Source organism: Escherichia sp. WS1450, assembly GCF_046487395.1.
GTDB classification, from domain to species: Bacteria; Pseudomonadota; Gammaproteobacteria; order Enterobacterales; family Enterobacteriaceae; genus Escherichia; species Escherichia coli.
Genome location: NZ_JBJQJO010000007.1, coordinates 150,157 through 173,007 on the forward strand (window position 1 = coordinate 150,157; position 22,851 = coordinate 173,007).

The 22,851-nt window shown below is 53.1% G+C and carries 19 protein-coding genes and 1 pseudogene; 13 read left to right on the forward strand and 7 right to left on the reverse strand.

All coding sequences use genetic code 11. The features are described from left to right. Nucleotides 1–33: 33 nt before the first annotated feature. Both ACJHYR_RS10995 and araC read right to left on the reverse strand, forming a co-directional pair. Nucleotides 34–798, reverse strand: a complete 765-nt coding sequence (locus ACJHYR_RS10995; protein WP_059328313.1) for a DedA family protein — start codon at nucleotides 796–798, stop codon at nucleotides 34–36. A gap of 85 nt (nucleotides 799–883) precedes the next feature. Next, nucleotides 884–1,762 carry an arabinose operon transcriptional regulator AraC gene (araC, locus tag ACJHYR_RS11000; protein WP_001300811.1) on the reverse strand — a complete coding sequence of 293 codons (879 nt, stop codon included), beginning with the start codon at nucleotides 1,760–1,762 and terminating at the stop codon, nucleotides 884–886. Nucleotides 1,763–2,100: 338 nt separating this feature from the next. On the opposite strand from araC, the gene araB reads away from it, so the two are divergent. The 7 genes and pseudogenes from araB to ACJHYR_RS11035 form a co-directional block, all read left to right on the forward strand. Then, nucleotides 2,101–3,801, forward strand: a complete 1,701-nt coding sequence (gene araB, locus ACJHYR_RS11005) for a ribulokinase (RefSeq protein WP_000951845.1) — start codon at nucleotides 2,101–2,103, stop codon at nucleotides 3,799–3,801. A gap of 10 nt (nucleotides 3,802–3,811) precedes the next feature. After that, nucleotides 3,812–5,314, forward strand: a complete 1,503-nt coding sequence (araA, locus tag ACJHYR_RS11010; protein ID WP_059328314.1) for an L-arabinose isomerase — start codon at nucleotides 3,812–3,814, stop codon at nucleotides 5,312–5,314. 284 nt (nucleotides 5,315–5,598) lie between these two features. Beyond that, nucleotides 5,599–6,294, forward strand: coding sequence for an L-ribulose-5-phosphate 4-epimerase (gene araD / locus ACJHYR_RS11015; RefSeq protein ID WP_000888652.1), 696 nt, complete (start codon nucleotides 5,599–5,601; stop codon nucleotides 6,292–6,294). A 74-nt stretch (nucleotides 6,295–6,368) separates the two neighbouring features. After that, nucleotides 6,369–8,720, forward strand: coding sequence for a DNA polymerase II (polB, locus tag ACJHYR_RS11020; RefSeq protein ID WP_059328315.1), 2,352 nt, complete (start codon nucleotides 6,369–6,371; stop codon nucleotides 8,718–8,720). A 163-nt stretch (nucleotides 8,721–8,883) separates the two neighbouring features. Then, nucleotides 8,884–11,790: an RNA polymerase-associated protein RapA gene (rapA, locus tag ACJHYR_RS11025; RefSeq protein ID WP_001117011.1), complete on the forward strand. Its 2,907-nt coding sequence runs from the start codon at nucleotides 8,884–8,886 to the stop codon at nucleotides 11,788–11,790. A gap of 11 nt (nucleotides 11,791–11,801) precedes the next feature. Next, entirely contained in the window at nucleotides 11,802–12,461 is a 660-nt protein-coding gene (gene rluA, locus ACJHYR_RS11030) for a bifunctional tRNA pseudouridine(32) synthase/23S rRNA pseudouridine(746) synthase RluA (RefSeq protein ID WP_000525176.1), read from the forward strand. Between the two features lie 212 nt (nucleotides 12,462–12,673). Further along, a pseudogene (locus ACJHYR_RS11035) lies at nucleotides 12,674–12,852 on the forward strand (transposase DNA-binding-containing protein); the annotation flags it as partial. A gap of 26 nt (nucleotides 12,853–12,878) precedes the next feature. On the opposite strand, the gene ACJHYR_RS11040 reads toward ACJHYR_RS11035, so the two are convergent. Both ACJHYR_RS11040 and djlA read right to left on the reverse strand, forming a co-directional pair. After that, a complete protein-coding gene (locus ACJHYR_RS11040) occupies nucleotides 12,879–13,583 on the reverse strand; it encodes a hypothetical protein (RefSeq protein ID WP_042028623.1) in 705 nt (234 codons plus the stop codon). A gap of 294 nt (nucleotides 13,584–13,877) precedes the next feature. Beyond that, the gene (gene djlA / locus ACJHYR_RS11045; RefSeq protein ID WP_001200573.1) at nucleotides 13,878–14,693 is read right to left on the reverse strand and encodes a co-chaperone DjlA; all 816 of its coding nucleotides are present in this window, start codon (nucleotides 14,691–14,693) and stop codon (nucleotides 13,878–13,880) included. Nucleotides 14,694–14,947: 254 nt separating this feature from the next. On the opposite strand from djlA, the gene lptD reads away from it, so the two are divergent. Genes lptD through apaH form a run of 6 tightly spaced genes read left to right on the forward strand, consistent with a single transcriptional unit; the run spans nucleotide 14,948 to nucleotide 21,683 of the window. Next, nucleotides 14,948–17,302, forward strand: a complete 2,355-nt coding sequence (lptD, locus tag ACJHYR_RS11050; protein ID WP_000746151.1) for an LPS assembly protein LptD — start codon at nucleotides 14,948–14,950, stop codon at nucleotides 17,300–17,302. Nucleotides 17,303–17,354: 52 nt separating this feature from the next. After that, nucleotides 17,355–18,641 (forward strand): peptidylprolyl isomerase SurA, encoded by a 1,287-nt coding sequence (gene surA, locus ACJHYR_RS11055; protein ID WP_000800457.1) that lies wholly within the window; start codon nucleotides 17,355–17,357, stop codon nucleotides 18,639–18,641. After that, nucleotides 18,641–19,630 (forward strand): 4-hydroxythreonine-4-phosphate dehydrogenase PdxA, encoded by a 990-nt coding sequence (gene pdxA, locus ACJHYR_RS11060; RefSeq protein ID WP_000241280.1) that lies wholly within the window; start codon nucleotides 18,641–18,643, stop codon nucleotides 19,628–19,630. The genes surA and pdxA overlap by 1 nt, the downstream gene beginning before the upstream one ends. Then, complete coding sequence (rsmA, locus tag ACJHYR_RS11065; protein WP_001065363.1) at nucleotides 19,627–20,448, forward strand: 16S rRNA (adenine(1518)-N(6)/adenine(1519)-N(6))-dimethyltransferase RsmA; 822 nt, start codon at nucleotides 19,627–19,629, stop codon at nucleotides 20,446–20,448. Before pdxA ends, rsmA begins: the two co-directional genes overlap by 4 nt. A gap of 2 nt (nucleotides 20,449–20,450) precedes the next feature. Next, complete coding sequence (gene apaG, locus ACJHYR_RS11070; RefSeq protein ID WP_000610901.1) at nucleotides 20,451–20,828, forward strand: Co2+/Mg2+ efflux protein ApaG; 378 nt, start codon at nucleotides 20,451–20,453, stop codon at nucleotides 20,826–20,828. 6 nt (nucleotides 20,829–20,834) lie between these two features. Beyond that, nucleotides 20,835–21,683, forward strand: a complete 849-nt coding sequence (apaH, locus tag ACJHYR_RS11075) for a bis(5'-nucleosyl)-tetraphosphatase (symmetrical) ApaH (protein WP_021556397.1) — start codon at nucleotides 20,835–20,837, stop codon at nucleotides 21,681–21,683. Here apaH and ACJHYR_RS11080 read toward each other — a convergent pair. The 3 genes from ACJHYR_RS11080 to folA all read right to left on the reverse strand — a co-directional run bounded on the left by ACJHYR_RS11080 (nucleotide 21,680) and on the right by folA (nucleotide 22,795). Then, nucleotides 21,680–21,994 (reverse strand): CcdB family protein, encoded by a 315-nt coding sequence (locus tag ACJHYR_RS11080; protein ID WP_001160962.1) that lies wholly within the window; start codon nucleotides 21,992–21,994, stop codon nucleotides 21,680–21,682. The two genes, apaH and ACJHYR_RS11080, sit on opposite strands and share 4 nt — an antisense overlap. 2 nt (nucleotides 21,995–21,996) lie before the next feature. Beyond that, nucleotides 21,997–22,230 (reverse strand): type II toxin-antitoxin system CcdA family antitoxin, encoded by a 234-nt coding sequence (locus tag ACJHYR_RS11085; RefSeq protein WP_000125566.1) that lies wholly within the window; start codon nucleotides 22,228–22,230, stop codon nucleotides 21,997–21,999. A gap of 85 nt (nucleotides 22,231–22,315) precedes the next feature. Continuing rightward, nucleotides 22,316–22,795: a type 3 dihydrofolate reductase gene (gene folA / locus ACJHYR_RS11090; RefSeq protein WP_000624375.1), complete on the reverse strand. Its 480-nt coding sequence runs from the start codon at nucleotides 22,793–22,795 to the stop codon at nucleotides 22,316–22,318. Between the last annotated feature and the right edge of the window lie 56 nt (nucleotides 22,796–22,851).

Here is a 22,851-nt window from a genome sequence, read left to right on the forward strand (position 1 = left end):
GGGGAACAAACCAGCGCCGATGCAAACTACCTCCTAAACCCCAACCACTTTACGCAAAATATCGATATACATCGGCATCAACGGGTGGCGAATTAACACCACCAGCGCCACCACGCCGACGGCAGAAATCAACGGCGTCAGCCACAACAAACGACCGCGCGACAAATAATGACTTAAACGATCGGTTGCTTTACCGCTGCGCCATAACCGCCAGCACAGCCAGCCACCAACCCACAAAAATACCGCCGTCGCCAGCAGCAACCATTTAAACTCGCCGCTCTGCATTCCGGCTGGAATATCGATCGCCGCACCCGCCAGAATCCCCGGCAGGAAGTAAAACGGTGGCCACAGCAGGCAGCCGATAATATTCGGCGTAATAAATTTTGCCACCGGGAGATCCAGCATTCCCGCCACCATTGGCACCAGCGGACGCGTCGGGCCAACAAAACGACCGACCAGAATGGTGAACATGCTGTGTTGATGCAACGCATGTTCAGTTTTATCAAGTAGTGCTTTGTTTTTCTTCAGAAATGACCAGCGATGCAATGGCTTTTTAAAACGCCAGCCCAGCCAGAAGGAGATCCAGTCGCCCAGCAGGCAACCGACGATCCCTGCCAGCCAGGCGTGCCAGAAACTTAACTCGCCGCTGCCAATCAGCGCCCCCAGCCCCGCCATCAGCACCGTACCGGGTAGAATCAAACCGACCAGCGCCAGCGACTCCAGAAAGGCCACCAACACCACCGCTATCAATGAATACACGGTGGATTGGGTAATAAAGTGTTCCAGCAATGCTTGCATAATGTGCCTGTCAAATGGACGAAGCAGGGATTCTGCAAACCCTATGCTACTCCGTCAAGTCGTCAATTGTCTGATTCGTTACCAATTATGACAACTTGACGGCTACATCATTCACTTTTTCTTCACAACCGGCACGGAACTCGCTCGGACTGGCCCCGGTGCATTTTTTAAATACTCGCGAGAAATAGAGTTGATCGTCAAAACCAACATTGCGACCGACGGTAGCAATAGGCATCCGGGTGGTGCTCAAAAGCAGCTTCGCCTGACTAATGCGTTGGTCCTCGCGCCAGCTTAAGACGCTAATTCCTAACTGCTGGCGGAACAGATGCGACAGACGCGACGGCGACAGGCAAACATGCTGTGCGACGCTGGCGATATCAAAATTGCTGTCTGCCAGGTGATCGCTGATGTACTGACAAGCCTCGCGTACCCGATTATCCATCGGTGGATGGAGCGACTCGTTAATCGCTTCCATGCGCCGCAGTAACAATTGCTCAAGCAGATTTATCGCCAGCAGCTCCGAATAGCGCCCTTCCCCTTGCCCGGCGTTAATGATTTGCCCAAACAGGTCGCTGAAATGCGGCTGGTGCGCTTCATCCGGGCGAAAGAAACCCGTATTGGCAAATATTGACGGCCAGTTAAGCCATTCATGCCAGTAGGCGCGCGGACGAAAGTAAACCCACTGGTGATACCATTCGCGAGCCTCCGGATGACGACCGTAGTGATGAATCTCTCCTGGCGGGAACAGCAAAATATCACCCGGTCGGCAGACAAATTCTCGTCCCTGATTTTTCACCACCCCCTGGCCGCGTATGGTGAGATTGAGAATATAACCCTTCATTCCCAGTGGTCGGTCGATAAAAAAATCGAGATAACCGTTGGCCTCAATCGGCGTTAAACCCGCCACCAGATGGGCGTTAAACGAGTATCCCGGCAGCAGGGGATCATTTTGCGCTTCAGCCATACTTTTCATACTCCCGCCATTCAGAGAAGAAACCAATTGTCCATATTGCATCAGACATTGCCGTCACTGCGTCTTTTACTGGCTCTTCTCGCTAATCCAACCGGTAACCCCGCTTATTAAAAGCATTCTGTAACAACGCGGGACCAAAGCCATGACAAAAACGCGTAACAAAAGTGTCTATAATCACGGCAGAAAAGTCCACATTGATTATTTGCACGGCGTCACACTTTGCTATGCCATAGCATTTTTATCCATAAGATTAGCGGATCCTACCTGACGCTTTTTTTCGCAACTCTCTACTGTTTCTCCATACCCGTTTTTTTGGATGGAGTGAAACGATGGCGATTGCAATTGGCCTCGATTTTGGCAGTGATTCTGTGCGAGCTTTAGCGGTGGACTGCGCCACCGGTGAAGAGATCGCCACCAGCGTAGAGTGGTATCCCCGTTGGCAGAAAGGGCAATTTTGTGATGCCCCAAATAACCAGTTCCGTCATCATCCGCGTGACTACATTGAGTCAATGGAAGCGGCGCTGAAAACCGTGCTTGCAGAGCTTAGCGCCGAGCAGCGCGCAGCTGTGGTCGGGATTGGCGTTGACACAACCGGCTCGACGCCCGCACCGATTGACGCCGACGGTAACGTCCTGGCGCTGCGCCCGGAGTTTGCCGAAAACCCGAACGCGATGTTCGTATTGTGGAAAGACCACACCGCGGTTGAAGAAGCGGAAGAGATTACCCGCTTATGTCACACGCCGGGCAACGTTGACTACTCCCGCTATATTGGCGGTATTTATTCCAGCGAATGGTTCTGGGCAAAAATACTGCATGTAACTCGCCAGGACAGCGCCGTGGCGCAATCTGCCGCATCGTGGATTGAGCTGTGCGACTGGGTGCCAGCTCTGCTTTCCGGTACCACCCGCCCGCAGGATATTCGTCGCGGACGTTGCAGCGCCGGGCATAAGTCGCTATGGCACGAAAGCTGGGGCGGCCTGCCGCCAGCCAGTTTCTTTGATGAGCTGGACCCAATCCTCAATCGCCATTTGCCTTCCCCGCTGTTCACTGACACCTGGACTGCCGATATTCCGGTGGGCACTTTATGCCCGGAATGGGCGCAGCGTCTCGGCCTGCCTGAAAGCGTGGTGATTTCCGGCGGCGCGTTTGACTGCCATATGGGCGCAGTTGGCGCAGGCGCACAGCCTAACGCTCTGGTAAAAGTTATCGGTACTTCCACCTGCGACATTCTGATTGCCGACAAACAGAGCGTTGGCGAGCGGGCAGTGAAAGGTATTTGCGGTCAGGTTGATGGCAGCGTGGTGCCTGGATTTATCGGTCTGGAAGCAGGCCAATCGGCGTTTGGCGATATCTACGCCTGGTTCGGTCGCGTACTCGGCTGGCCGCTGGAACAGCTTGCCGCCCAGCATCCGGAACTGAAAGAGCAAATCAACGCCAGCCAGAAACAACTGCTTCCGGCGCTGACCGAAGCATGGGCCAAAAATCCGTCTCTGGATCACCTGCCGGTGGTGCTCGACTGGTTTAACGGCCGCCGCACACCGAACGCTAACCAACGCCTGAAAGGGGTGATTACCGATCTTAACCTCGCTACCGACGCTCCGCTGCTGTTCGGCGGTTTGATTGCTGCCACCGCCTTTGGCGCACGCGCAATCATGGAGTGCTTTACCGATCAGGGGATCGCCGTTAATAACGTGATGGCGCTGGGCGGCATCGCGCGGAAAAACCAGGTCATTATGCAGGCCTGCTGCGACGTGCTGAATCGCCCGCTGCAAATTGTTGCCTCTGACCAGTGCTGTGCGCTCGGTGCGGCGATTTTCGCTGCCGTCGCCGCGAAAGTGCACGCAGACATCCCATCAGCCCAGCAAAAAATGGCCAGTGCGGTCGAGAAAACCCTGCAACCGCGCAGCGAACAGGCACAACGCTTTGAACAGCTTTATCGCCGCTATCAGCAATGGGCGATGAGCGCCGAACAACATTATCTTCCAACTTCCGCCCCGGCACAGGCTGCCCAGGCCGTTCCGACTCTATAAGGACACGACAATGACGATTTTTGATAATTATGAAGTGTGGTTTGTAATTGGCAGCCAGCATCTGTATGGCCCGGAAACCCTGCGTCAGGTCACCCAACATGCCGAGCACGTCGTTAATGCGCTGAATACGGAAGCGAAACTGCCCTGCAAACTGGTGCTGAAACCGCTGGGCACCACGCCGGATGAAATCACCGCTATTTGCCGTGACGCGAATTACGACGATCGTTGCGCCGGCCTGGTAGTGTGGCTGCACACTTTCTCCCCGGCCAAAATGTGGATCAACGGCCTGACTATGCTCAACAAACCGTTGCTGCAATTCCACACCCAGTTCAACGCGGCGCTGCCGTGGGATAGCATCGATATGGACTTTATGAACCTGAACCAGACTGCACATGGCGGTCGCGAGTTCGGCTTCATTGGCGCGCGTATGCGTCAGCAACATGCCGTCGTTACCGGTCACTGGCAGGATAAACAAGCCCATGAGCGTATCGGCTCCTGGATGCGTCAGGCGGTATCTAAACAGGATACCCGTCATCTGAAAATCTGCCGTTTTGGCGATAACATGCGTGAAGTGGCGGTCACCGATGGCGATAAAGTTGCCGCACAGATCAAGTTCGGTTTCTCCGTCAATACCTGGGCGGTTGGCGATCTGGTGCAGGTAGTGAACTCCATCAGCGATGGCGATGTTAACGCGCTGGTCGATGAGTACGAAAGCTGCTACACCATGACGCCTGCCACACAAATCCACGGCGAAAAACGCCAGAACGTGCTGGAAGCGGCGCGTATTGAGCTGGGGATGAAGCGTTTCCTGGAACAAGGTGGCTTCCACGCGTTCACCACCACCTTTGAAGATTTGCACGGTCTGAAACAGCTTCCTGGTCTGGCCGTACAGCGTCTGATGCAGCAGGGTTACGGCTTTGCGGGCGAAGGCGACTGGAAAACTGCCGCCCTGCTTCGCATCATGAAGGTGATGTCAACCGGTCTGCAGGGCGGCACCTCCTTTATGGAGGACTACACCTATCACTTCGAGAAAGGTAATGATCTGGTGCTCGGCTCCCATATGCTGGAAGTCTGCCCGTCGATCGCCGTAGAAGAGAAACCGATCCTCGACGTTCAGCACCTCGGTATTGGCGGTAAAGACGATCCTGCCCGCCTGATCTTCAACACTCAAACCGGTCCGGCCATTGTCGCCAGCTTGATTGATCTCGGCGATCGTTACCGTCTGCTGGTTAACTGCATCGACACGGTGAAAACACCGCACTCCCTACCGAAACTACCGGTGGCGAATGCGCTGTGGAAAGCGCAGCCGGATCTACCAACCGCTTCCGAAGCGTGGATCCTTGCTGGTGGCGCGCACCACACCGTCTTCAGCCATGCGCTGAACCTCAACGATATGCGCCAGTTCGCCGAGATGCACGACATTGAAATCACGGTGATTGATAACGACACCCGCCTGCCAGCGTTTAAAGACGCGCTGCGCTGGAACGAAGTGTATTACGGATTTCGTCGCTAAGTAGCTGCATCAGGTATGTAACGCCTGATGCGACGCTGGCGCGTCTTATCAGGCCTACACGCTGCGATTTTGTAGGCCGGATAAGCAAAGCGCATCCGGCATTCAACGCCTGATGCGACGCTGGCGCGTCTTATCAGGCCTACACGCTGCGATTTTGTAGGCCGGATAAGCAAAGCGCATCCGGCATTCAACGCCTGATGCGATGCTGGCGCGTCTTATCAGGCCTACGCGCTGCGATTTTGTAGGCCGGGTAAGCAAAGCGCATCCGGCACGAAGGAGTCAACATGTTAGAAGATCTCAAACGCCAGGTATTAGAAGCCAATTTGGCGCTGCCAAAACATAACCTGGTCACGCTCACATGGGGCAACGTCAGCGCCGTTGATCGCGAGCGCGGCGTCTTTGTGATCAAACCTTCCGGCGTCGATTACAACGTCATGACCGCTGACGATATGGTCGTGGTCAGCATCGAAACCGGTGAAGTGGTTGAAGGTACGAAAAAGCCCTCCTCCGACACGCCAACTCATCGGCTGCTCTATCAGGCATTCCCGTCCATTGGCGGCATTGTGCATACGCACTCCCGCCACGCCACCATCTGGGCGCAGGCGGGCCAGTCAATTCCGGCAACCGGTACCACCCACGCCGACTATTTCTACGGCACCATTCCCTGCACCCGCAAAATGACCGACGCAGAAATCAACGGTGAATATGAGTGGGAAACCGGTAACGTCATCGTAGAAACCTTCGAAAAACAGGGAATCGACGCAGCACAAATGCCCGGCGTCTTGGTCCATTCTCACGGCCCATTTGCATGGGGCAAAAATGCCGAAGATGCGGTGCATAACGCCATCGTGCTGGAAGAGGTCGCTTATATGGGGATATTCTGCCGTCAGTTAGCGCCGCAGTTACCGGATATGCAGCAAACGCTGCTGGATAAACACTATCTGCGTAAGCATGGTGCGAAGGCATATTACGGGCAGTAATGACTGTATAAAACCACAGCCAATCAACCAAAACCAGGCTATAATCAAGCCTGGTTTTTTATTGGATTTTCAGCGTGGCGCAGGCAGGTTTTATCTTAACCCGACACTGGCGGGACACCCCGCAAGGAACCGAAGTTTCCTTTTGGTTAGCGACGGACAACGGGCCGTTGCAGGTTACGCTTGCGCCGCAAGAGTCCGTGGCGTTTATTCCCGCCGATCAGGTTCCCCGCGCCCAGCATATTTTGCAGGGTGAGCAAGGCTTTCGCCTGACGCCGCTGGCGTTAAAGGATTTTCATCGCCAGCCGGTGTATGGCCTTTACTGTCGCGCCCATCGCCAGTTGATGAATTACGAAAAGCGCCTGCGTGAAGCTGGCGTTACCGTCTACGAGGCCGATGTGCGCCCGCCAGAACGCTATCTGATGGAGCGGTTTATCACCTCACCGGTGTGGGTCGAGGGTGATATGCGCAATGGCGCTATCGTTAATGCCCGTCTGAAACCGCATCCCGACTACCGTCCGCCGCTCAAGTGGGTTTCTATTGATATTGAAACCACCCGCCACGGTGAGCTGTACTGCATCGGCCTGGAAGGTTGCGAGCAGCGCATCGTTTATATGCTGGGGCCAGAGAATGGCGACGCCTCCGCGCTCGATTTTGAACTGGAGTACGTCGCCAGCCGCCCGCAGCTACTGGAAAAACTCAACGCCTGGTTTGCGACTCACGATCCTGATGTGATCATCGGCTGGAACGTGGTGCAGTTCGATCTGCGAATGCTGCAAAAACATGCCGAGCGTTATCGTATTCCGCTGCGGCTGGGGCGCGATAACAGTGAGCTGGAGTGGCGCGAGCACGGCTTTAAAAACGGCGTCTTTTTTGCCCAGGCCAAAGGGCGGCTGATTATCGACGGTATCGAGGCGCTGAAATCCGCGTTCTGGAATTTCTCTTCATTCTCGCTGGAAACCGTCGCTCAGGAGTTATTAGGCGAAGGAAAATCTATCGATAACCCGTGGGATCGGATGGACGAAATTGACCGCCGTTTCGCCGAAGATAAACCTGCGCTGGCAACTTATAACCTGAAAGATTGCGAGCTGGTGACGCAGATCTTCCACAAAACTGAAATCATGCCGTTTTTACTCGAACGAGCAACGGTGAACGGCCTGCCGGTGGATCGGCACGGCGGTTCGGTGGCAGCGTTTGGTCATCTCTATTTTCCGCGAATGCATCGCGCTGGTTATGTCGCGCCTAATCTCGGCGAAGTGCCGCCACACGCCAGCCCTGGTGGCTATGTGATGGATTCGCGGCCAGGACTTTATGATTCGGTGCTAGTGCTGGACTACAAAAGCCTGTACCCGTCGATCATCCGCACCTTTCTGATTGATCCCGTCGGGCTGGTTGAAGGCATGGCGCAGCCTGATCCAGAGCACAGCACCGAAGGTTTTCTCGATGCCTGGTTCTCGCGGGAGAAACATTGCCTGCCGGAGATTGTGACTAACATCTGGCACGGGCGCGATGAAGCCAAACGTCAGGGTAATAAGCCGCTTTCGCAGGCGCTGAAGATCATTATGAATGCCTTTTATGGCGTGCTTGGCACCACCGCCTGCCGCTTCTTCGATCCGCGCCTGGCGTCGTCGATCACCATGCGTGGTCATCAGATCATGCGGCAAACCAAAGCGTTGATTGAAGCGCAGGGCTACGACGTGATCTACGGCGATACCGACTCAACGTTTGTCTGGTTGAAAGGCGCACATTCGGAAGAAGAAGCGGCGAAAATTGGTCGTGCACTGGTGCAGCACGTTAACGCCTGGTGGGCAGAAACGCTGCAAAAACAACGACTGACCAGCGCACTGGAACTGGAGTATGAAACCCATTTCTGCCGTTTTCTGATGCCAACCATTCGCGGAGCCGATACCGGCAGTAAAAAGCGTTATGCCGGGCTGATTCAGGAGGGCGATAAACAGCGGATGGTGTTTAAAGGGCTGGAAACCGTGCGCACCGACTGGACGCCGCTGGCCCAGCAGTTTCAGCAGGAGCTATACCTGCGTATCTTCCGCAACGAGCCATATCAGGAGTACGTCCGCGAAACCATCGACAAACTGATGGCGGGTGAACTGGATGCGCGGCTGGTTTACCGTAAACGCCTTCGCCGTCCGCTGAGCGAATATCAGCGTAATGTTCCGCCTCATGTACGCGCCGCTCGCCTTGCCGATGAAGAAAACCAAAAGCGCGGTCGCCCCTTGCAATATCAGAACCGCGGCACCATTAAGTACGTATGGACCACCAACGGCCCGGAGCCGCTGGACTACCAACGTTCACCACTGGATTACGAACACTATCTGACCCGCCAGCTACAACCCGTGGCGGAGGGAATACTCCCTTTTATTGAGGATAATTTTGCTACACTTATGACCGGGCAACTTGGGCTATTTTGAGCAAAAAAAGAGTTCGCCAGATACCATTTTGATGCGTGACGAATGCTTTGCCATCCAGTACCATAGCGCCCTTTCCATTCCTGGACCTGAATAACACCACTACCTCATAAGCACGGTAGCGGGTGGTTATTGCCTGCAATTAAAGATATAGAGCCGAACACATATGCCTTTTACACTTGGTCAACGCTGGATCAGCGATACAGAAAGCGAATTGGGACTTGGAACCGTTGTCGCGGTGGATGCGCGAACTGTCACTTTACTTTTCCCATCTACTGGTGAAAACCGTCTGTACGCACGCAGTGATTCCCCCGTGACCCGCGTGATGTTCAACCCTGGTGATACCATTACCAGCCATGACGGCTGGCAGATGCAAGTCGAAGAAGTAAAAGAAGAAAATGGCTTGCTGACCTATATCGGTACTCGCCTGGATACTGAAGAGTCCGGCGTAGCCCTGCGTGAAGTTTTCCTTGATAGCAAACTGGTGTTCAGCAAACCGCAGGACCGTCTGTTTGCCGGGCAGATTGACCGTATGGACCGCTTTGCGCTGCGTTATCGCGCGCGTAAGTATTCCAGCGAACAGTTCCGTATGCCGTACAGCGGCCTGCGCGGTCAGCGTACCAGCCTGATCCCGCACCAGCTCAACATCGCTCATGATGTTGGCCGCCGCCACGCGCCGCGCGTCCTGCTGGCTGACGAAGTGGGTTTAGGGAAAACCATTGAAGCCGGGATGATCCTGCATCAGCAACTGCTCTCTGGCGCTGCTGAACGTGTGCTGATTATCGTCCCGGAAACCTTACAGCATCAGTGGCTGGTAGAAATGCTGCGCCGTTTCAACCTGCGCTTTGCTCTGTTTGATGATGAGCGTTATGCCGAAGCTCAGCACGATGCTTACAACCCGTTCGATACCGAACAGCTGGTGATTTGCTCGCTGGATTTTGCCCGTCGTAGCAAACAGCGTCTGGAACATCTCTGTGAAGCCGAATGGGATCTGCTGGTGGTCGATGAAGCCCATCACCTGGTGTGGAGTGAAGATGCGCCGAGCCGCGAATATCAGGCCATTGAACAACTGGCAGAGCACGTGCCGGGCGTTCTGCTGCTGACCGCAACCCCGGAACAGCTGGGAATGGAAAGCCACTTCGCCCGTCTGCGTCTGCTGGACCCGAACCGTTTCCACGATTTCGCGCAATTCGTTGAAGAGCAGAAAAATTATCGTCCGGTAGCAGATGCCGTTGCCATGCTGCTGGCAGGTAACAAACTGAGCAATGACGAGCTGAACATGCTCGGTGAGATGATCGGCGAGCAGGATATCGAGCCGCTGTTGCAAGCAGCAAACAGCGACAGCGAAGATGCACAGAGCGCCCGTCAGGAACTGGTTTCGATGCTGATGGATCGCCACGGCACCAGCCGCGTGCTGTTCCGTAACACGCGTAACGGTGTGAAAGGCTTCCCGAAACGCGAGCTGCACACCATTAAGCTGCCGCTGCCGACGCAGTATCAGACGGCTATTAAAGTCTCCGGCATTATGGGCGCACGCAAAAGTGCGGAAGATCGCGCTCGCGATATGCTCTACCCGGAGCGTATTTATCAGGAATTTGAAGGTGATAACGCCACCTGGTGGAACTTCGATCCGCGCGTTGAGTGGCTGATGGGCTACCTGACCAGCCATCGCTCTCAGAAAGTGCTGGTGATCTGCGCTAAAGCTGCCACTGCGCTGCAACTGGAGCAAGTACTGCGCGAACGTGAAGGTATTCGCGCCGCGGTGTTCCACGAAGGCATGTCGATAATCGAACGTGACCGCGCTGCCGCCTGGTTTGCTGAAGAAGACACCGGTGCGCAGGTACTGCTGTGCTCGGAAATCGGTTCTGAAGGACGTAACTTCCAGTTCGCCAGCCACATGGTGATGTTTGACCTGCCATTCAACCCGGATCTGCTGGAGCAGCGTATTGGTCGTCTGGATCGTATCGGTCAGGCGCACGATATTCAGATCCATGTGCCTTATCTGGAGAAAACCGCTCAGTCGGTGCTGGTGCGCTGGTATCACGAAGGTCTGGATGCATTCGAGCACACCTGCCCGACCGGACGCACTATTTACGATAGTGTATACAACGATCTGATTAACTATCTGGCTTCACCGGATCAAACCGAAGGCTTTGACGATCTGATCAAAAACTGCCGCGAGCAACATGAAGCGCTGAAAGCACAGCTGGAACAAGGTCGTGACCGCCTGCTGGAAATCCATTCCAACGGTGGCGAAAAAGCCCAGGCACTGGCAGAAAGCATTGAAGAGCAGGATGACGATACCAACCTGATCGCCTTCGCTATGAACCTGTTCGATATCATCGGTATCAATCAGGACGATCGCGGCGACAACATGATCGTGCTGACGCCGTCCGATCATATGCTGGTGCCGGACTTCCCAGGCCTGTCGGAAGATGGCATCACCATCACCTTTGATCGTGAAGTGGCGCTGGCGCGTGAAGATGCGCAGTTTATTACCTGGGAACATCCGCTGATCCGCAACGGTCTTGATCTGATCCTTTCTGGCGATACCGGTAGCAGCACGATTTCACTGTTGAAAAACAAAGCGTTGCCGGTAGGTACGCTGTTGGTGGAACTGATTTACGTGGTTGAAGCCCAGGCTCCGAAGCAGTTGCAGCTCAACCGCTTCCTGCCGCCGACACCGGTACGTATGCTGCTGGATAAAAACGGCAACAACCTGGCGGCGCAGGTGGAGTTTGAAACCTTTAACCGTCAGCTTAACGCGGTTAACCGTCACACCGGCAGCAAACTGGTTAACGCCGTGCAGCAGGATGTTCACGCGATCCTTCAGTTGGGTGAAGCGCAGATCGAGAAATCTGCCCGTGCACTGATTGATGCAGCGCGTAACGAAGCCGACGAAAAACTGTCTGCCGAGCTGTCTCGTCTGGAAGCGCTGCGTGCAGTGAACCCGAACATTCGTGACGACGAACTGACCGCTATTGAGAGCAACCGTCAGCAGGTAATGGAAAGCCTGGATCAGGCAGGCTGGCGTCTGGATGCCCTGCGTTTGATCGTTGTAACGCATCAGTAACGGAGCCGAAAATGGGGATGGAAAACTACAATCCACCGCAGGAACCCTGGTTGGTTATCCTGTATCAGGATGACCACATTATGGTGGTCAACAAGCCGAGCGGTTTGTTGTCTGTGCCGGGTCGTCTGGAAGAGCACAAAGACAGCGTGATGACGCGCATTCAGCGTGATTATCCGCAGGCAGAATCGGTGCATCGTCTGGATATGGCTACCAGCGGCGTGATTGTAGTGGCGCTGACCAAAGCCGCGGAGCGGGAGTTAAAACGCCAGTTCCGCGAGCGCGAGCCGAAAAAGCAGTATGTGGCCCGCGTCTGGGGGCATCCATCCCCCGCAGAAGGTCTGGTGGATCTGCCGCTGATTTGCGACTGGCCAAACCGCCCGAAACAGAAAGTCTGTTACGAAACGGGCAAGCCTGCGCAGACGGAATATGAAGTGGTGGAGTATGCGGCGGATAACACGGCAAGAGTGGTGTTAAAACCGATTACCGGGCGTTCGCATCAATTGCGTGTGCATATGCTGGCGCTGGGTCATCCGATTCTCGGCGATCGTTTTTATGCATCACCGGAAGCGAGAGCGATGGCACCGCGTTTGTTGCTACATGCAGAGATGTTGACGATTACCCATCCGGCGTATGGCAATAGTATGACGTTTAAAGCGCCAGCGGATTTTTAACCTTTCCTGTACGTTTATACCCTCATCCTAAGGGCTGCCTCTTGTACATAAATCCCCGAGTCCGGGGATTTTTTGTTTCTGCCAAACTGCTTTCAGTCGTTGCGTGTGGCTACGCTTTCCATTCGGTAATTCCCTTCCTGCTCCACAGCGAATTTTTGAACTTTTTTTTCACCCGTTGATCGTCTCTAATATTTCATTTTATCGGGTTTGTTATGGTCCTTTCTGATTGTTATTCATGGGCTAATTAGCAGTCTGGTTGGCGATGCCCATCTCGGTGATCCGCGTCGTGCACGACGCCTTGCATCACCAGCCTCTTCTCTAGCTCATCATGCAGGTCTTTCTAATTGTGAAATCATCCCACGCTACTGCTAAGGTTGAAGGGGCGTTCCAGCCCCTTCAACCTTAGCTTATTCTGGATCATTCAATAATTGCGTTGGCAATAATTTCTTCAGCAGTACTTTGTTTAGTGGTAATTTCTTCAGTAGCAATTTTTTTGGTGGTGATTTTATTAATAATAATTGCGTCAGTACCGTCCAGGATAGCACCTTCCAGGTTAGCATTCCACCCAGGTTCCAAGTAAAGGACGTTGTTATCTATTATTGTTTTTTTACCAAGGTAACAATTCCTCATGTCAACGCCGGGAAGGTAAGCGTTTCTAAGATCAACACCCAAGCTACCGAGGCCCTTGCACAGCTGCAACGTCAGAGTACATATCTCATTATTTTCAATTAAAAAAGTGACACTTAACTCAATATCACCGTAGATCTGAGTGTCCCAGCACATATTAGCCTTTGCGACCATCTCATCCGGATTTTTTGCGCATGTTTTGAGTTTATTGAATAATTCCAGGCTATTGATAAACTTTTCTCTCTCATTCTCGTCGATAGCCCCAGTAAAGTATTCTGAGGCGTTGATGTTGCCAGCCTTGTTATTCACGAAATTGAACAGAAGTTTATAAGCCTCAGGCTGTTTATCTGACCAGAACAGATGACGTAACGTCTCCCACAAGCGTTGAAAGATATTCATCTTCACGTCCATCTTGTCCCCGCTCACCATCTTATAAATATCGTTATTGCTCATATTTAAAAGTGTAGCCGGCATGCCTGGAACTGATACTTTCATGGTAATAGCCTCGCATTGAGTTAAAAACTCATCATGCGCACTCTGAATAAATATACTTTCAAAAATCGCTCATTCAGATATGTGTTTTTTATTTTTAAGATGTAAAAATATAATTCCGCTCGTCGTAAAGCTCTCAACCTTAAGCAGGGTCAACGCGATAAAACCAACAGAACCCCTCCCGTAAACCGTGCATTGAGCCTGTCCACCATTCGGAGTAAACGCCTTTTCTCAAAGAAGTGACCGCCAGGGCGGCCACCTTTAATCGTGGGCAGTTACTCAGCATCATTTACAGGGTCATTTAAACCCTTTCTGCTGCTTAATCAATTCATAGGCCTGCTGTATTTCCTGCGCTTTTTGCTTCGCCATCTCCATCATCTCAGGCGGCAAACCTTTCGCCACCAGCTTATCGGGATGGTGTTCACTCATCAGCTTACGGTAGGCACGTTTGATGGTGGTCGCATCATCCGTCGGCTTCACGCCCAGCACATTACAGGCATCTTCCAGCGTCGGGCCACGCTGCGCTTGCTGCCAGTTACCACCGCCAGATTGCTGCTGATAACCGCCGCCAAACTGTGCACCGCCCTGCATCATGCGCAAAAACTGGTCAAACTGGGCGCGGGAGATGCCTAACTCTTCGGCAATGACATACAGCACCGCCCGTTCATTCGGGTGCAGTGAACCATCAGCAAACGCCGCCTGAATCTGGATCTCCAGAAACATACGAATTAAGTCAAAACGACCAAAGCAGACACTGCGAAACTGGCGCATTTTTTCGCGCAGCGGGTAATTGTCTGATTTCCCCACCCGGAACGCGTTTTGCGCCGCAGTACGGGAAGCGCCATGAAGGTTCATTCGGTCCATCAACTGGCTGGCGATATGAATATCAGCCTCCGTGACGCGACCTTTGGATTTGGTTAAATGCCCCATCACTTCAAAAGTGGTGGCAAAAAACAGCGCCTGACGCTCACGCTGGTTGGCGAACCACGCCATTTTACGGCTACGGGCTTTATCAAACATATGGCCAATTAACAGGCCTAACACTACGCCCCAAAAGCCGCCGCCCATCAGTAAGGCCACGGCCACGCCAATGATTTTTCCCCAATACTGCATATATTCCCCAAATCGACACACGGATATCAGGGCTATCTCCCACAATATAAAGGTGCTTTTACCGTTTTCCGGCTGCGGTCAATTGTGGGACATCGCCTATAATTTGCATTATCATACCTGTCATTCAATGCCGTGCCTAACACCACTGACGCTATTCGGACAGGATTAACACTAGCGTAGAGATGACGAGTACGTTAGTCTCTGACCGTTTGTCACGCGCAACGTTACCGATGATGGAACAATAAAATCAACGTATGAAAAAACGTATCCCCACTCTCCTGGCCACCATGATTGCCACCGCCCTTTATAGTCAACAGGGACTGGCAGCCGACCTCGCCTCACAGTGCATGTTGGGCGTGCCAAGCTATGACCGTCCTCTGGTACAGGGCGATACCAATGACTTACCCGTGACTATCAATGCTGACCACGCGAAAGGGGACTACCCGGATGACGCCGTGTTTACTGGCAGCGTGGATATCATGCAGGGTAACAGCCGTCTGCAGGCCGACGAAGTGCAGCTCCATCAAAAAGAGGCACCAGGACAACCGGAGCCGGTACGTACCGTTGATGCGCTCGGTAATGTCCATTACGACGATAACCAGGTGATCCTCAAAGGGCCGAAAGGCTGGGCGAATCTGAACACCAAAGATACCAATGTCTGGGAAGGTGATTACCAGATGGTGGGTCGTCAGGGCCGCGGTAAAGCGGACCTGATGAAACAACGTGGCGAAAACCGCTATACCATTCTGGATAACGGTAGCTTTACCTCCTGTCTGCCAGGTTCTGACACCTGGAGCGTGGTAGGTAGCGAAATTATTCATGACCGCGAAGAACAAGTTGCGGAGATCTGGAACGCCCGCTTTAAGGTGGGTCCGGTACCGATCTTTTATAGCCCCTATTTGCAGTTGCCGGTGGGTGACAAACGTCGCTCTGGTTTCTTGATCCCGAACGCCAAGTACACCACCACCAACTACTTTGAGTTCTACCTTCCATATTACTGGAACATCGCGCCAAATATGGATGCCACCATCACGCCGCATTATATGCATCGTCGTGGCAATATCATGTGGGAGAACGAATTCCGCTACCTCTCCCAGGCGGGCGCTGGCTTGATGGAACTGGACTATCTGCCTTCAGATAAAGTCTATGAAGATGAACACCCGAACGATGACAGTTCACGTCGTTGGTTATTCTACTGGAACCACTCCGGGGTCATGGATCAGGTGTGGCGTTTCAACGTCGACTACACTAAGGTCAGCGATCCTAGTTACTTCAATGATTTCGATAACAAGTACGGTTCCAGTACTGACGGCTACGCAACGCAAAAATTCAGCGTTGGCTATGCGGTGCAAAACTTCAATGCCACCGTTTCAACCAAGCAGTTCCAGGTCTTCAGCGAGCAGAACACCAGTAGCTACTCGGCAGAGCCGCAGTTAGACGTTAACTACTACCAGAATGATGTTGGTCCGTTTGATACGCGTATTTATGGCCAGGCAGTGCACTTTGTTAACACCAGAGACGACATGCCTGAGGCAACCCGTGTTCACCTGGAACCGACCATCAATTTGCCGCTCTCTAATAACTGGGGCAGCATCAATACCGAAGCGAAGTTGCTGGCAACCCATTATCAGCAAACTAATCTTGACTGGTATAACTCCAGAAACACAACCAAGCTGGACGAATCCGTTAACCGCGTAATGCCGCAATTCAAAGTTGACGGCAAAATGGTCTTTGAACGCGATATGGAAATGCTGGCTCCGGGTTATACCCAAACGCTGGAACCGCGCGCGCAGTATTTATACGTGCCGTATCGCGATCAGAGCGACATCTATAACTACGACTCGTCTCTGCTGCAATCTGACTACTCTGGCCTGTTCCGGGACCGGACTTACGGCGGTCTTGACCGTATTGCCTCCGCTAACCAGGTGACGACCGGTGTCACATCTCGCATATATGATGATGCTGCCGTTGAACGTTTTAATATTTCCGTTGGTCAAATCTACTATTTTACGGAGTCTCGCACTGGCGATGACAACATAACATGGGAGAATGACGACAAAACGGGCTCACTGGTGTGGGCAGGCGATACTTACTGGCGTATCTCCGAGCGTTGGGGATTGCGTGGCGGGATTCAGTACGATACACGTCTGGATAACGTAGCGACCAGTAACTCCAGCATTGAATACCGTCGGGATGAAGACCGTCTGGTACAGCTGAATTACCGTTACGCCAGCCCGGAATATATTCAGGCTACGCTGCCTAAGTACTATTCCACAGCTGAGCAATATAAGAATGGTATTTCGCAGGTAGGTGCCGTCGCCAGCTGGCCAATTGCTGATCGTTGGTCAATTGTTGGGGCCTACTACTACGACACCAATGCGAACAAGCAAGCCGACTCTATGTTAGGTGTGCAATACAGCTCCTGCTGCTATGCAATTCGCGTCGGTTACGAGCGGAAGCTGAACGGTTGGGATAACGATAAACAACATGCGGTATATGACAACGCAATCGGCTTTAACATCGAACTTCGCGGCCTGAGCTCCAACTACGGCCTGGGTACGCAAGAGATGCTGCGTTCGAACATTCTGCCGTATCAAAACACTTTGTGATTTGTTGATTTACCACGTAATCCGCAGTGCGGTTAATTGAAATGGAAAAAGTATGAAGAACTGGAAAACGCTGCTTCTCGGTATCGCCATGATCGCGAATACCAGTTTCGCTGCCCCCCAGGTAGTCGATAAAGTCGCAGCCGTCGTCAATAACGGCGTCGTGCTGGAAAGCGACGTTGATGGATTAATGCAGTCGGTAAAACTGAACGCTGCTCAGGCAAGGCAGCAGCTTCCTGATGACGCGACGCTGCGCCACCAAATCATGGAACGTTTGATCATGGATCAAATCATCCTGCAGATGGGGCAGAAAATGGGAGTGAAAATCTCCGATGAGCAGCTGGATCAGGCGATTGCTAACATCGCGAAACAGAACAACATGACGCTGGATCAGATGCGCAGCCGTCTGGCTTACGATGGTCTGAACTACAACACCTATCGTAACCAGATCCGCAAAGAGATGATTATCTCTGAAGTGCGTAACAACGAGGTGCGTCGTCGCATCACCATCCTGCCGCAGGAAGTCGAATCCCTGGCGCAGCAGGTGGGTAACCAAAACGACGCCAGCACTGAGCTGAACCTGAGCCACATCCTGATCCCGCTGCCGGAAAACCCGACCTCTGATCAAGTGAACGAAGCGGAAAGCCAGGCGCGTGCCATTGTCGATCAGGCGCGTAACGGCGCTGATTTCGGTAAGCTGGCGATTGCTCATTCTGCCGACCAGCAGGCGCTGAACGGCGGCCAGATGGGCTGGGGCCGTATTCAGGAGTTGCCGGGGATCTTCGCCCAGGCATTAAGCACCGCGAAGAAAGGCGACATTGTTGGCCCGATTCGTTCCGGCGTTGGCTTCCATATTCTGAAAGTTAACGACCTGCGCGGCGAAAGCAAAAATATCTCGGTGACCGAAGTTCATGCTCGCCATATTCTGCTGAAACCATCGCCGATTATGACCGACGAACAAGCCCGCGTGAAACTGGAACAAATTGCTGCCGATATCAAGAGTGGTAAAACGACTTTTGCTGCCGCAGCGAAAGAGTTCTCTCAGGATCCAGGCTCTGCTAACCAGGGCGGTGATCTCGGCTGGGCTACGCCAGATATTTTCGATCCGGCCTTCCGTGACGCCCTGACCCGCCTGAACAAAGGTCAAATGAGTGCACCGGTTCACTCTTCATTCGGCTGGCATTTAATCGAACTGCTGGATACCCGTAATGTCGATAAAACCGACGCGGCACAGAAAGATCGTGCGTACCGCATGCTGATGAACCGTAAGTTCTCGGAAGAAGCAGCAAGCTGGATGCAGGAACAACGTGCCAGCGCCTACGTTAAAATCCTGAGCAACTAATGGTTAAAACCCAACGTGTTGTGATCACTCCCGGCGAGCCCGCCGGGATTGGCCCGGACTTAGTTGTCCAGCTCGCACAGCGTGAGTGGCCAGTCGAACTGGTTGTTTGTGCCGATGCCACTCTCCTTACCAACCGGGCAGCGATGCTCGGTTTGCCGCTCACCCTCCGCCCTTATTCCCCCAACTCCCCTGCACAACCGCAAACTGCGGGCACATTAACGCTACTTCCTGTCGCGCTACGTGAATCTGTCACTGCGGGGCAGTTAGCGGTTGAAAATGGGCATTATGTGGTGGAAACGCTGGCGCGAGCGTGTGATGGCTGTCTGAACGGTGAATTTGCTGCGCTGATCACAGGCCCCGTGCATAAAGGCGTCATTAACGACGCAGGCATTCCGTTTACCGGTCATACCGAGTTTTTCGAAGAGCGTTCGCAGGCGAAAAAAGTGGTGATGATGCTGGCGACCGAAGAACTTCGCGTGGCGCTGGCAACGACGCATTTACCGCTGCGCGATATCGCAGATGCTATCACCCCTGCGCTTTTGCACGAAGTGATTGCTATTTTGCATCACGATTTGCGGACCAAATTTGGTATTGCCGAACCGCGCATTCTGGTCTGCGGGCTGAATCCGCACGCGGGCGAAGGCGGTCATATGGGTACTGAAGAGATAGACACCATTATTCCGGTGCTCGACGAGCTGCGGGCGCAGGGGATGAAACTCAACGGGCCGCTGCCTGCCGATACCCTGTTTCAGCCGAAATATCTCGATAACGCCGACGCCGTGCTGGCGATGTACCACGATCAGGGTCTTCCCGTGCTAAAATACCAGGGCTTCGGGCGCGGTGTGAACATTACGCTGGGCCTGCCCTTTATTCGCACATCAGTGGACCACGGCACCGCGCTTGAACTAGCGGGACGTGGTAAAGCCGATGTCGGCAGTTTTATTACGGCGCTTAATCTCGCCATCAAAATGATTGTTAACACCCAATGAATAATCGAGTCCACCAGGGCCACTTAGCCCGTAAACGCTTCGGGCAAAACTTTCTCAACGATCAGTTCGTGATCGACAGCATTGTTTCTGCCATTAACCCGCAGAAGGGCCAGGCGATGGTCGAAATCGGCCCCGGTCTGGCGGCATTGACCGAACCGGTCGGTGAACGTCTGGATCAACTTACGGTCATCGAACTTGACCGCGATCTGGCGGCACGTCTGCAAACGCATCCGTTCTTAGGCCCAAAACTGACAATTTATCAGCAGGATGCGATGACCTTTAACTTTGGCGAACTGGCCGCGAAAATGGGCCAGCCGCTGCGTGTTTTCGGCAACCTGCCGTATAACATCTCCACGCCGTTGATGTTCCATCTGTTTAGCTATACTGATGCCATTGCCGACATGCACTTTATGTTGCAAAAAGAGGTGGTGAATCGTCTGGTTGCAGGACCGAACAGCAAAGCGTATGGTCGATTAAGCGTCATGGCGCAATACTATTGCAACGTGATCCCGGTGCTGGAAGTTCCGCCGTCAGCCTTTACACCACCACCCAAAGTGGATTCCGCCGTCGTGCGCCTGGTTCCTCATGCAACGATGCCTCACCCGGTTAAAGATGTTCGCGTGTTGAGCCGCATCACCACCGAAGCCTTTAACCAGCGTCGTAAAACCATTCGTAACAGCCTCGGCAACCTGTTTAGCGTCGAGGTGTTAACCGGAATGGGGATCGATCCGGCGATGCGAGCGGAAAATATCTCTGTCGCGCAATATTGCCAGATGGCGAACTATCTGGCGGAGAACGCGCCTTTGCAGGAGAGTTAACGATGATCAATTCGCCCCGAGTGTGTATTCAGGTTCAAAGCGTCTACATTGAGGCACAATCTTCACCTGATAATGAACGTTACGTTTTTGCTTATACCGTAACCATACGCAATCTGGGGCGAGCGCCAGTGCAGTTGTTGGGGCGTTACTGGCTGATCACCAATGGCAATGGCCGTGAAACCGAAGTCCAGGGCGAAGGAGTGGTTGGCGTCCAGCCACTTATCGCCCCTGGCGAAGAGTACCAGTACACCAGCGGTGCAATCATTGAAACCCCGCTGGGCACCATGCAGGGTCACTACGAAATGATCGATGAAAATGGCGTCCCTTTCAGCATCGACATTCCCGTATTCCGACTCGCCGTTCCCACACTCATTCATTAAAAGAATATGGCGACATACCTTATTGGCGACGTTCATGGTTGTTACGATGAACTGATCGCATTGCTGCATAAAGTAGAATTTACCCCTGGGAAAGATACCCTCTGGCTGACGGGCGATCTGGTCGCGCGCGGCCCGGGTTCGCTGGATGTTCTGCGCTATGTGAAATCCTTAGGCGACAGCGTACGTCTGGTGCTGGGCAATCACGATCTGCATCTGCTGGCGGTATTTGCCGGGATCAGCCGCAATAAACCGAAAGATCGCCTGACACCGCTGCTGGAAGCGCCGGATGCCGACGAGCTGCTTAACTGGCTGCGTCGCCAGCCTCTGCTGCAAATCGACGAAGAGAAAAAGTTGGTGATGGCCCACGCCGGGATCACGCCGCAGTGGGATCTGCAGACCGCCAAAGAGTGCGCGCGCGATGTAGAAGCGGTGCTGTCGAGCGACTCCTACCCCTTCTTCCTTGATGCCATGTACGGCGATATGCCAAATAACTGGTCACCGGAATTGCGGGGGCTGGGAAGACTGCGGTTTATCACCAACGCCTTTACCCGTATGCGTTTTTGCTTCCCGAACGGGCAACTGGATATGTACAGCAAAGAATCGCCGGAAGAAGCCCCTGCCCCACTGAAACCGTGGTTTGCGATTCCTGGCCCTGTCGCTGAAGAATACAGCATCGCCTTTGGTCACTGGGCATCGCTGGAAGGCAAAGGTACGCCGGAAGGTATTTACGCGCTGGATACTGGCTGCTGCTGGGGTGGTACATTAACCTGCCTGCGCTGGGAAGATAAACACTATTTTGTCCAGCCGTCGAACCGGCATAAGGATATGGGCGAAGGAGAGGCGGTCGCGTCTTAAATCCCGTCGAGCATAAAATCTAATGCCCCTTTAATCAACGTTCGGTGCGCGCTGGCATCGCAAAATTTCGTTCCCAGCGCGTTAACTGGAACAGTTGCAGTCTCATGCGTCATGAGCACATATTCTTTGCCGTCTACCAGTAAAAGGATTGTGTTAAGCCGTTCTGGAGGGCGAATACGGATAAATCGTTCAATAGGTGTTAATGGAATAACAATACGGCGATTAATCTCACCAATAATGTCGCTGGTAACATCGATAACAAAGGGAAACGCGGCGTTCCTGCCGCGACTGCGGTATACCGTAAATTGCATCGCTAGAAGCTCCGGTACTCATCAGAGAAACATCCGGTTTCATCAGCCAATTGATTTAACGCAGCGATAGCTTCTGCGTTCTCTTCACGCCAACGTGTTGCTGCATGTTTTTTAAGTTCAGCATTGAGCGCAACCGTAAGGGTGGCGCTCATATTTAAGCCTGCATCACGAGCGCGATTGACTAACTCACGGTCGACGGTGACGGTCACACTTTGTGTGGTACGTTTTGCAGTCATGATATCGTGCTCCTGTACAATTTATACGTCTAGTAAACACGGATATCTGCACGTATCAGTGATGCCGGAATTCTAATATACAAACTTACCGCCGCTCCAGAATCTCAAAGCAATAGCTATGAGAGTTCTGCGCATCAGCGTCGTGGAATTCGCTGAATACCGATTCCCAGTCATCCGGCTCGTAATCCGGGAAATGGGTGTCGCCTTCCACTTCTGCGTCGATATGCGTCAGATACAGTTTTTGCGCTTTGGGCAGGAACTGCTCATAAACGCGACCACCGCCAATCACCATGATTTCTGGTACGTCACCACACGCCGCAATGGCTTCATCCACCGATTTCACCCACGTAACGCGATCGTCAGTACCCGGTTGACTGCTGAGGATAATATTTTTGCGTCCTGGCAGCGGACGACCGATGGATTCCCAGGTATGGCGGCCCATAATTACGGGTTTATTTAAAGTGTTGCGTTTAAACCAGGCGAGATCGGCAGGCAGGTTCCACGGCATGGCGTTTTCCATGCCGATAACGCGATCTACCGCTAACGCCGCAATCAGACTGATCATTGAGATTTCCCGATAAAAAAAATTGTCGCCACTATACGTAAAGCGTAAACCGTCGT

Coding starts and splice junctions, on each gene's coding strand:
- araD (WP_000888652.1), top strand. CDS start 5,599: ATGTTAGAAGATCTCAAACGCCAGGTATTAGAAGCCAATTTGGCGCTG.
- djlA (WP_001200573.1), bottom strand. CDS start 14,693: ATGCAGTATTGGGGAAAAATCATTGGCGTGGCCGTGGCCTTACTGATG.
- surA (WP_000800457.1), top strand. CDS start 17,355: ATGAAGAACTGGAAAACGCTGCTTCTCGGTATCGCCATGATCGCGAAT.
- lptD (WP_000746151.1), top strand. CDS start 14,948: ATGAAAAAACGTATCCCCACTCTCCTGGCCACCATGATTGCCACCGCC.
- ACJHYR_RS10995 (WP_059328313.1), bottom strand. CDS start 798: ATGCAAGCATTGCTGGAACACTTTATTACCCAATCCACCGTGTATTCA.
- pdxA (WP_000241280.1), top strand. CDS start 18,641: ATGGTTAAAACCCAACGTGTTGTGATCACTCCCGGCGAGCCCGCCGGG.
- rsmA (WP_001065363.1), top strand. CDS start 19,627: ATGAATAATCGAGTCCACCAGGGCCACTTAGCCCGTAAACGCTTCGGG.
- ACJHYR_RS11080 (WP_001160962.1), bottom strand. CDS start 21,994: ATGCAATTTACGGTATACCGCAGTCGCGGCAGGAACGCCGCGTTTCCC.
- rluA (WP_000525176.1), top strand. CDS start 11,802: ATGGGGATGGAAAACTACAATCCACCGCAGGAACCCTGGTTGGTTATC.
- apaG (WP_000610901.1), top strand. CDS start 20,451: ATGATCAATTCGCCCCGAGTGTGTATTCAGGTTCAAAGCGTCTACATT.
- ACJHYR_RS11085 (WP_000125566.1), bottom strand. CDS start 22,230: ATGACTGCAAAACGTACCACACAAAGTGTGACCGTCACCGTCGACCGT.
- araC (WP_001300811.1), bottom strand. CDS start 1,762: ATGGCTGAAGCGCAAAATGATCCCCTGCTGCCGGGATACTCGTTTAAC.
- ACJHYR_RS11040 (WP_042028623.1), bottom strand. CDS start 13,583: ATGAAAGTATCAGTTCCAGGCATGCCGGCTACACTTTTAAATATGAGC.
- folA (WP_000624375.1), bottom strand. CDS start 22,795: ATGATCAGTCTGATTGCGGCGTTAGCGGTAGATCGCGTTATCGGCATG.
- rapA (WP_001117011.1), top strand. CDS start 8,884: ATGCCTTTTACACTTGGTCAACGCTGGATCAGCGATACAGAAAGCGAA.
- araA (WP_059328314.1), top strand. CDS start 3,812: ATGACGATTTTTGATAATTATGAAGTGTGGTTTGTAATTGGCAGCCAG.
- araB (WP_000951845.1), top strand. CDS start 2,101: ATGGCGATTGCAATTGGCCTCGATTTTGGCAGTGATTCTGTGCGAGCT.
- apaH (WP_021556397.1), top strand. CDS start 20,835: ATGGCGACATACCTTATTGGCGACGTTCATGGTTGTTACGATGAACTG.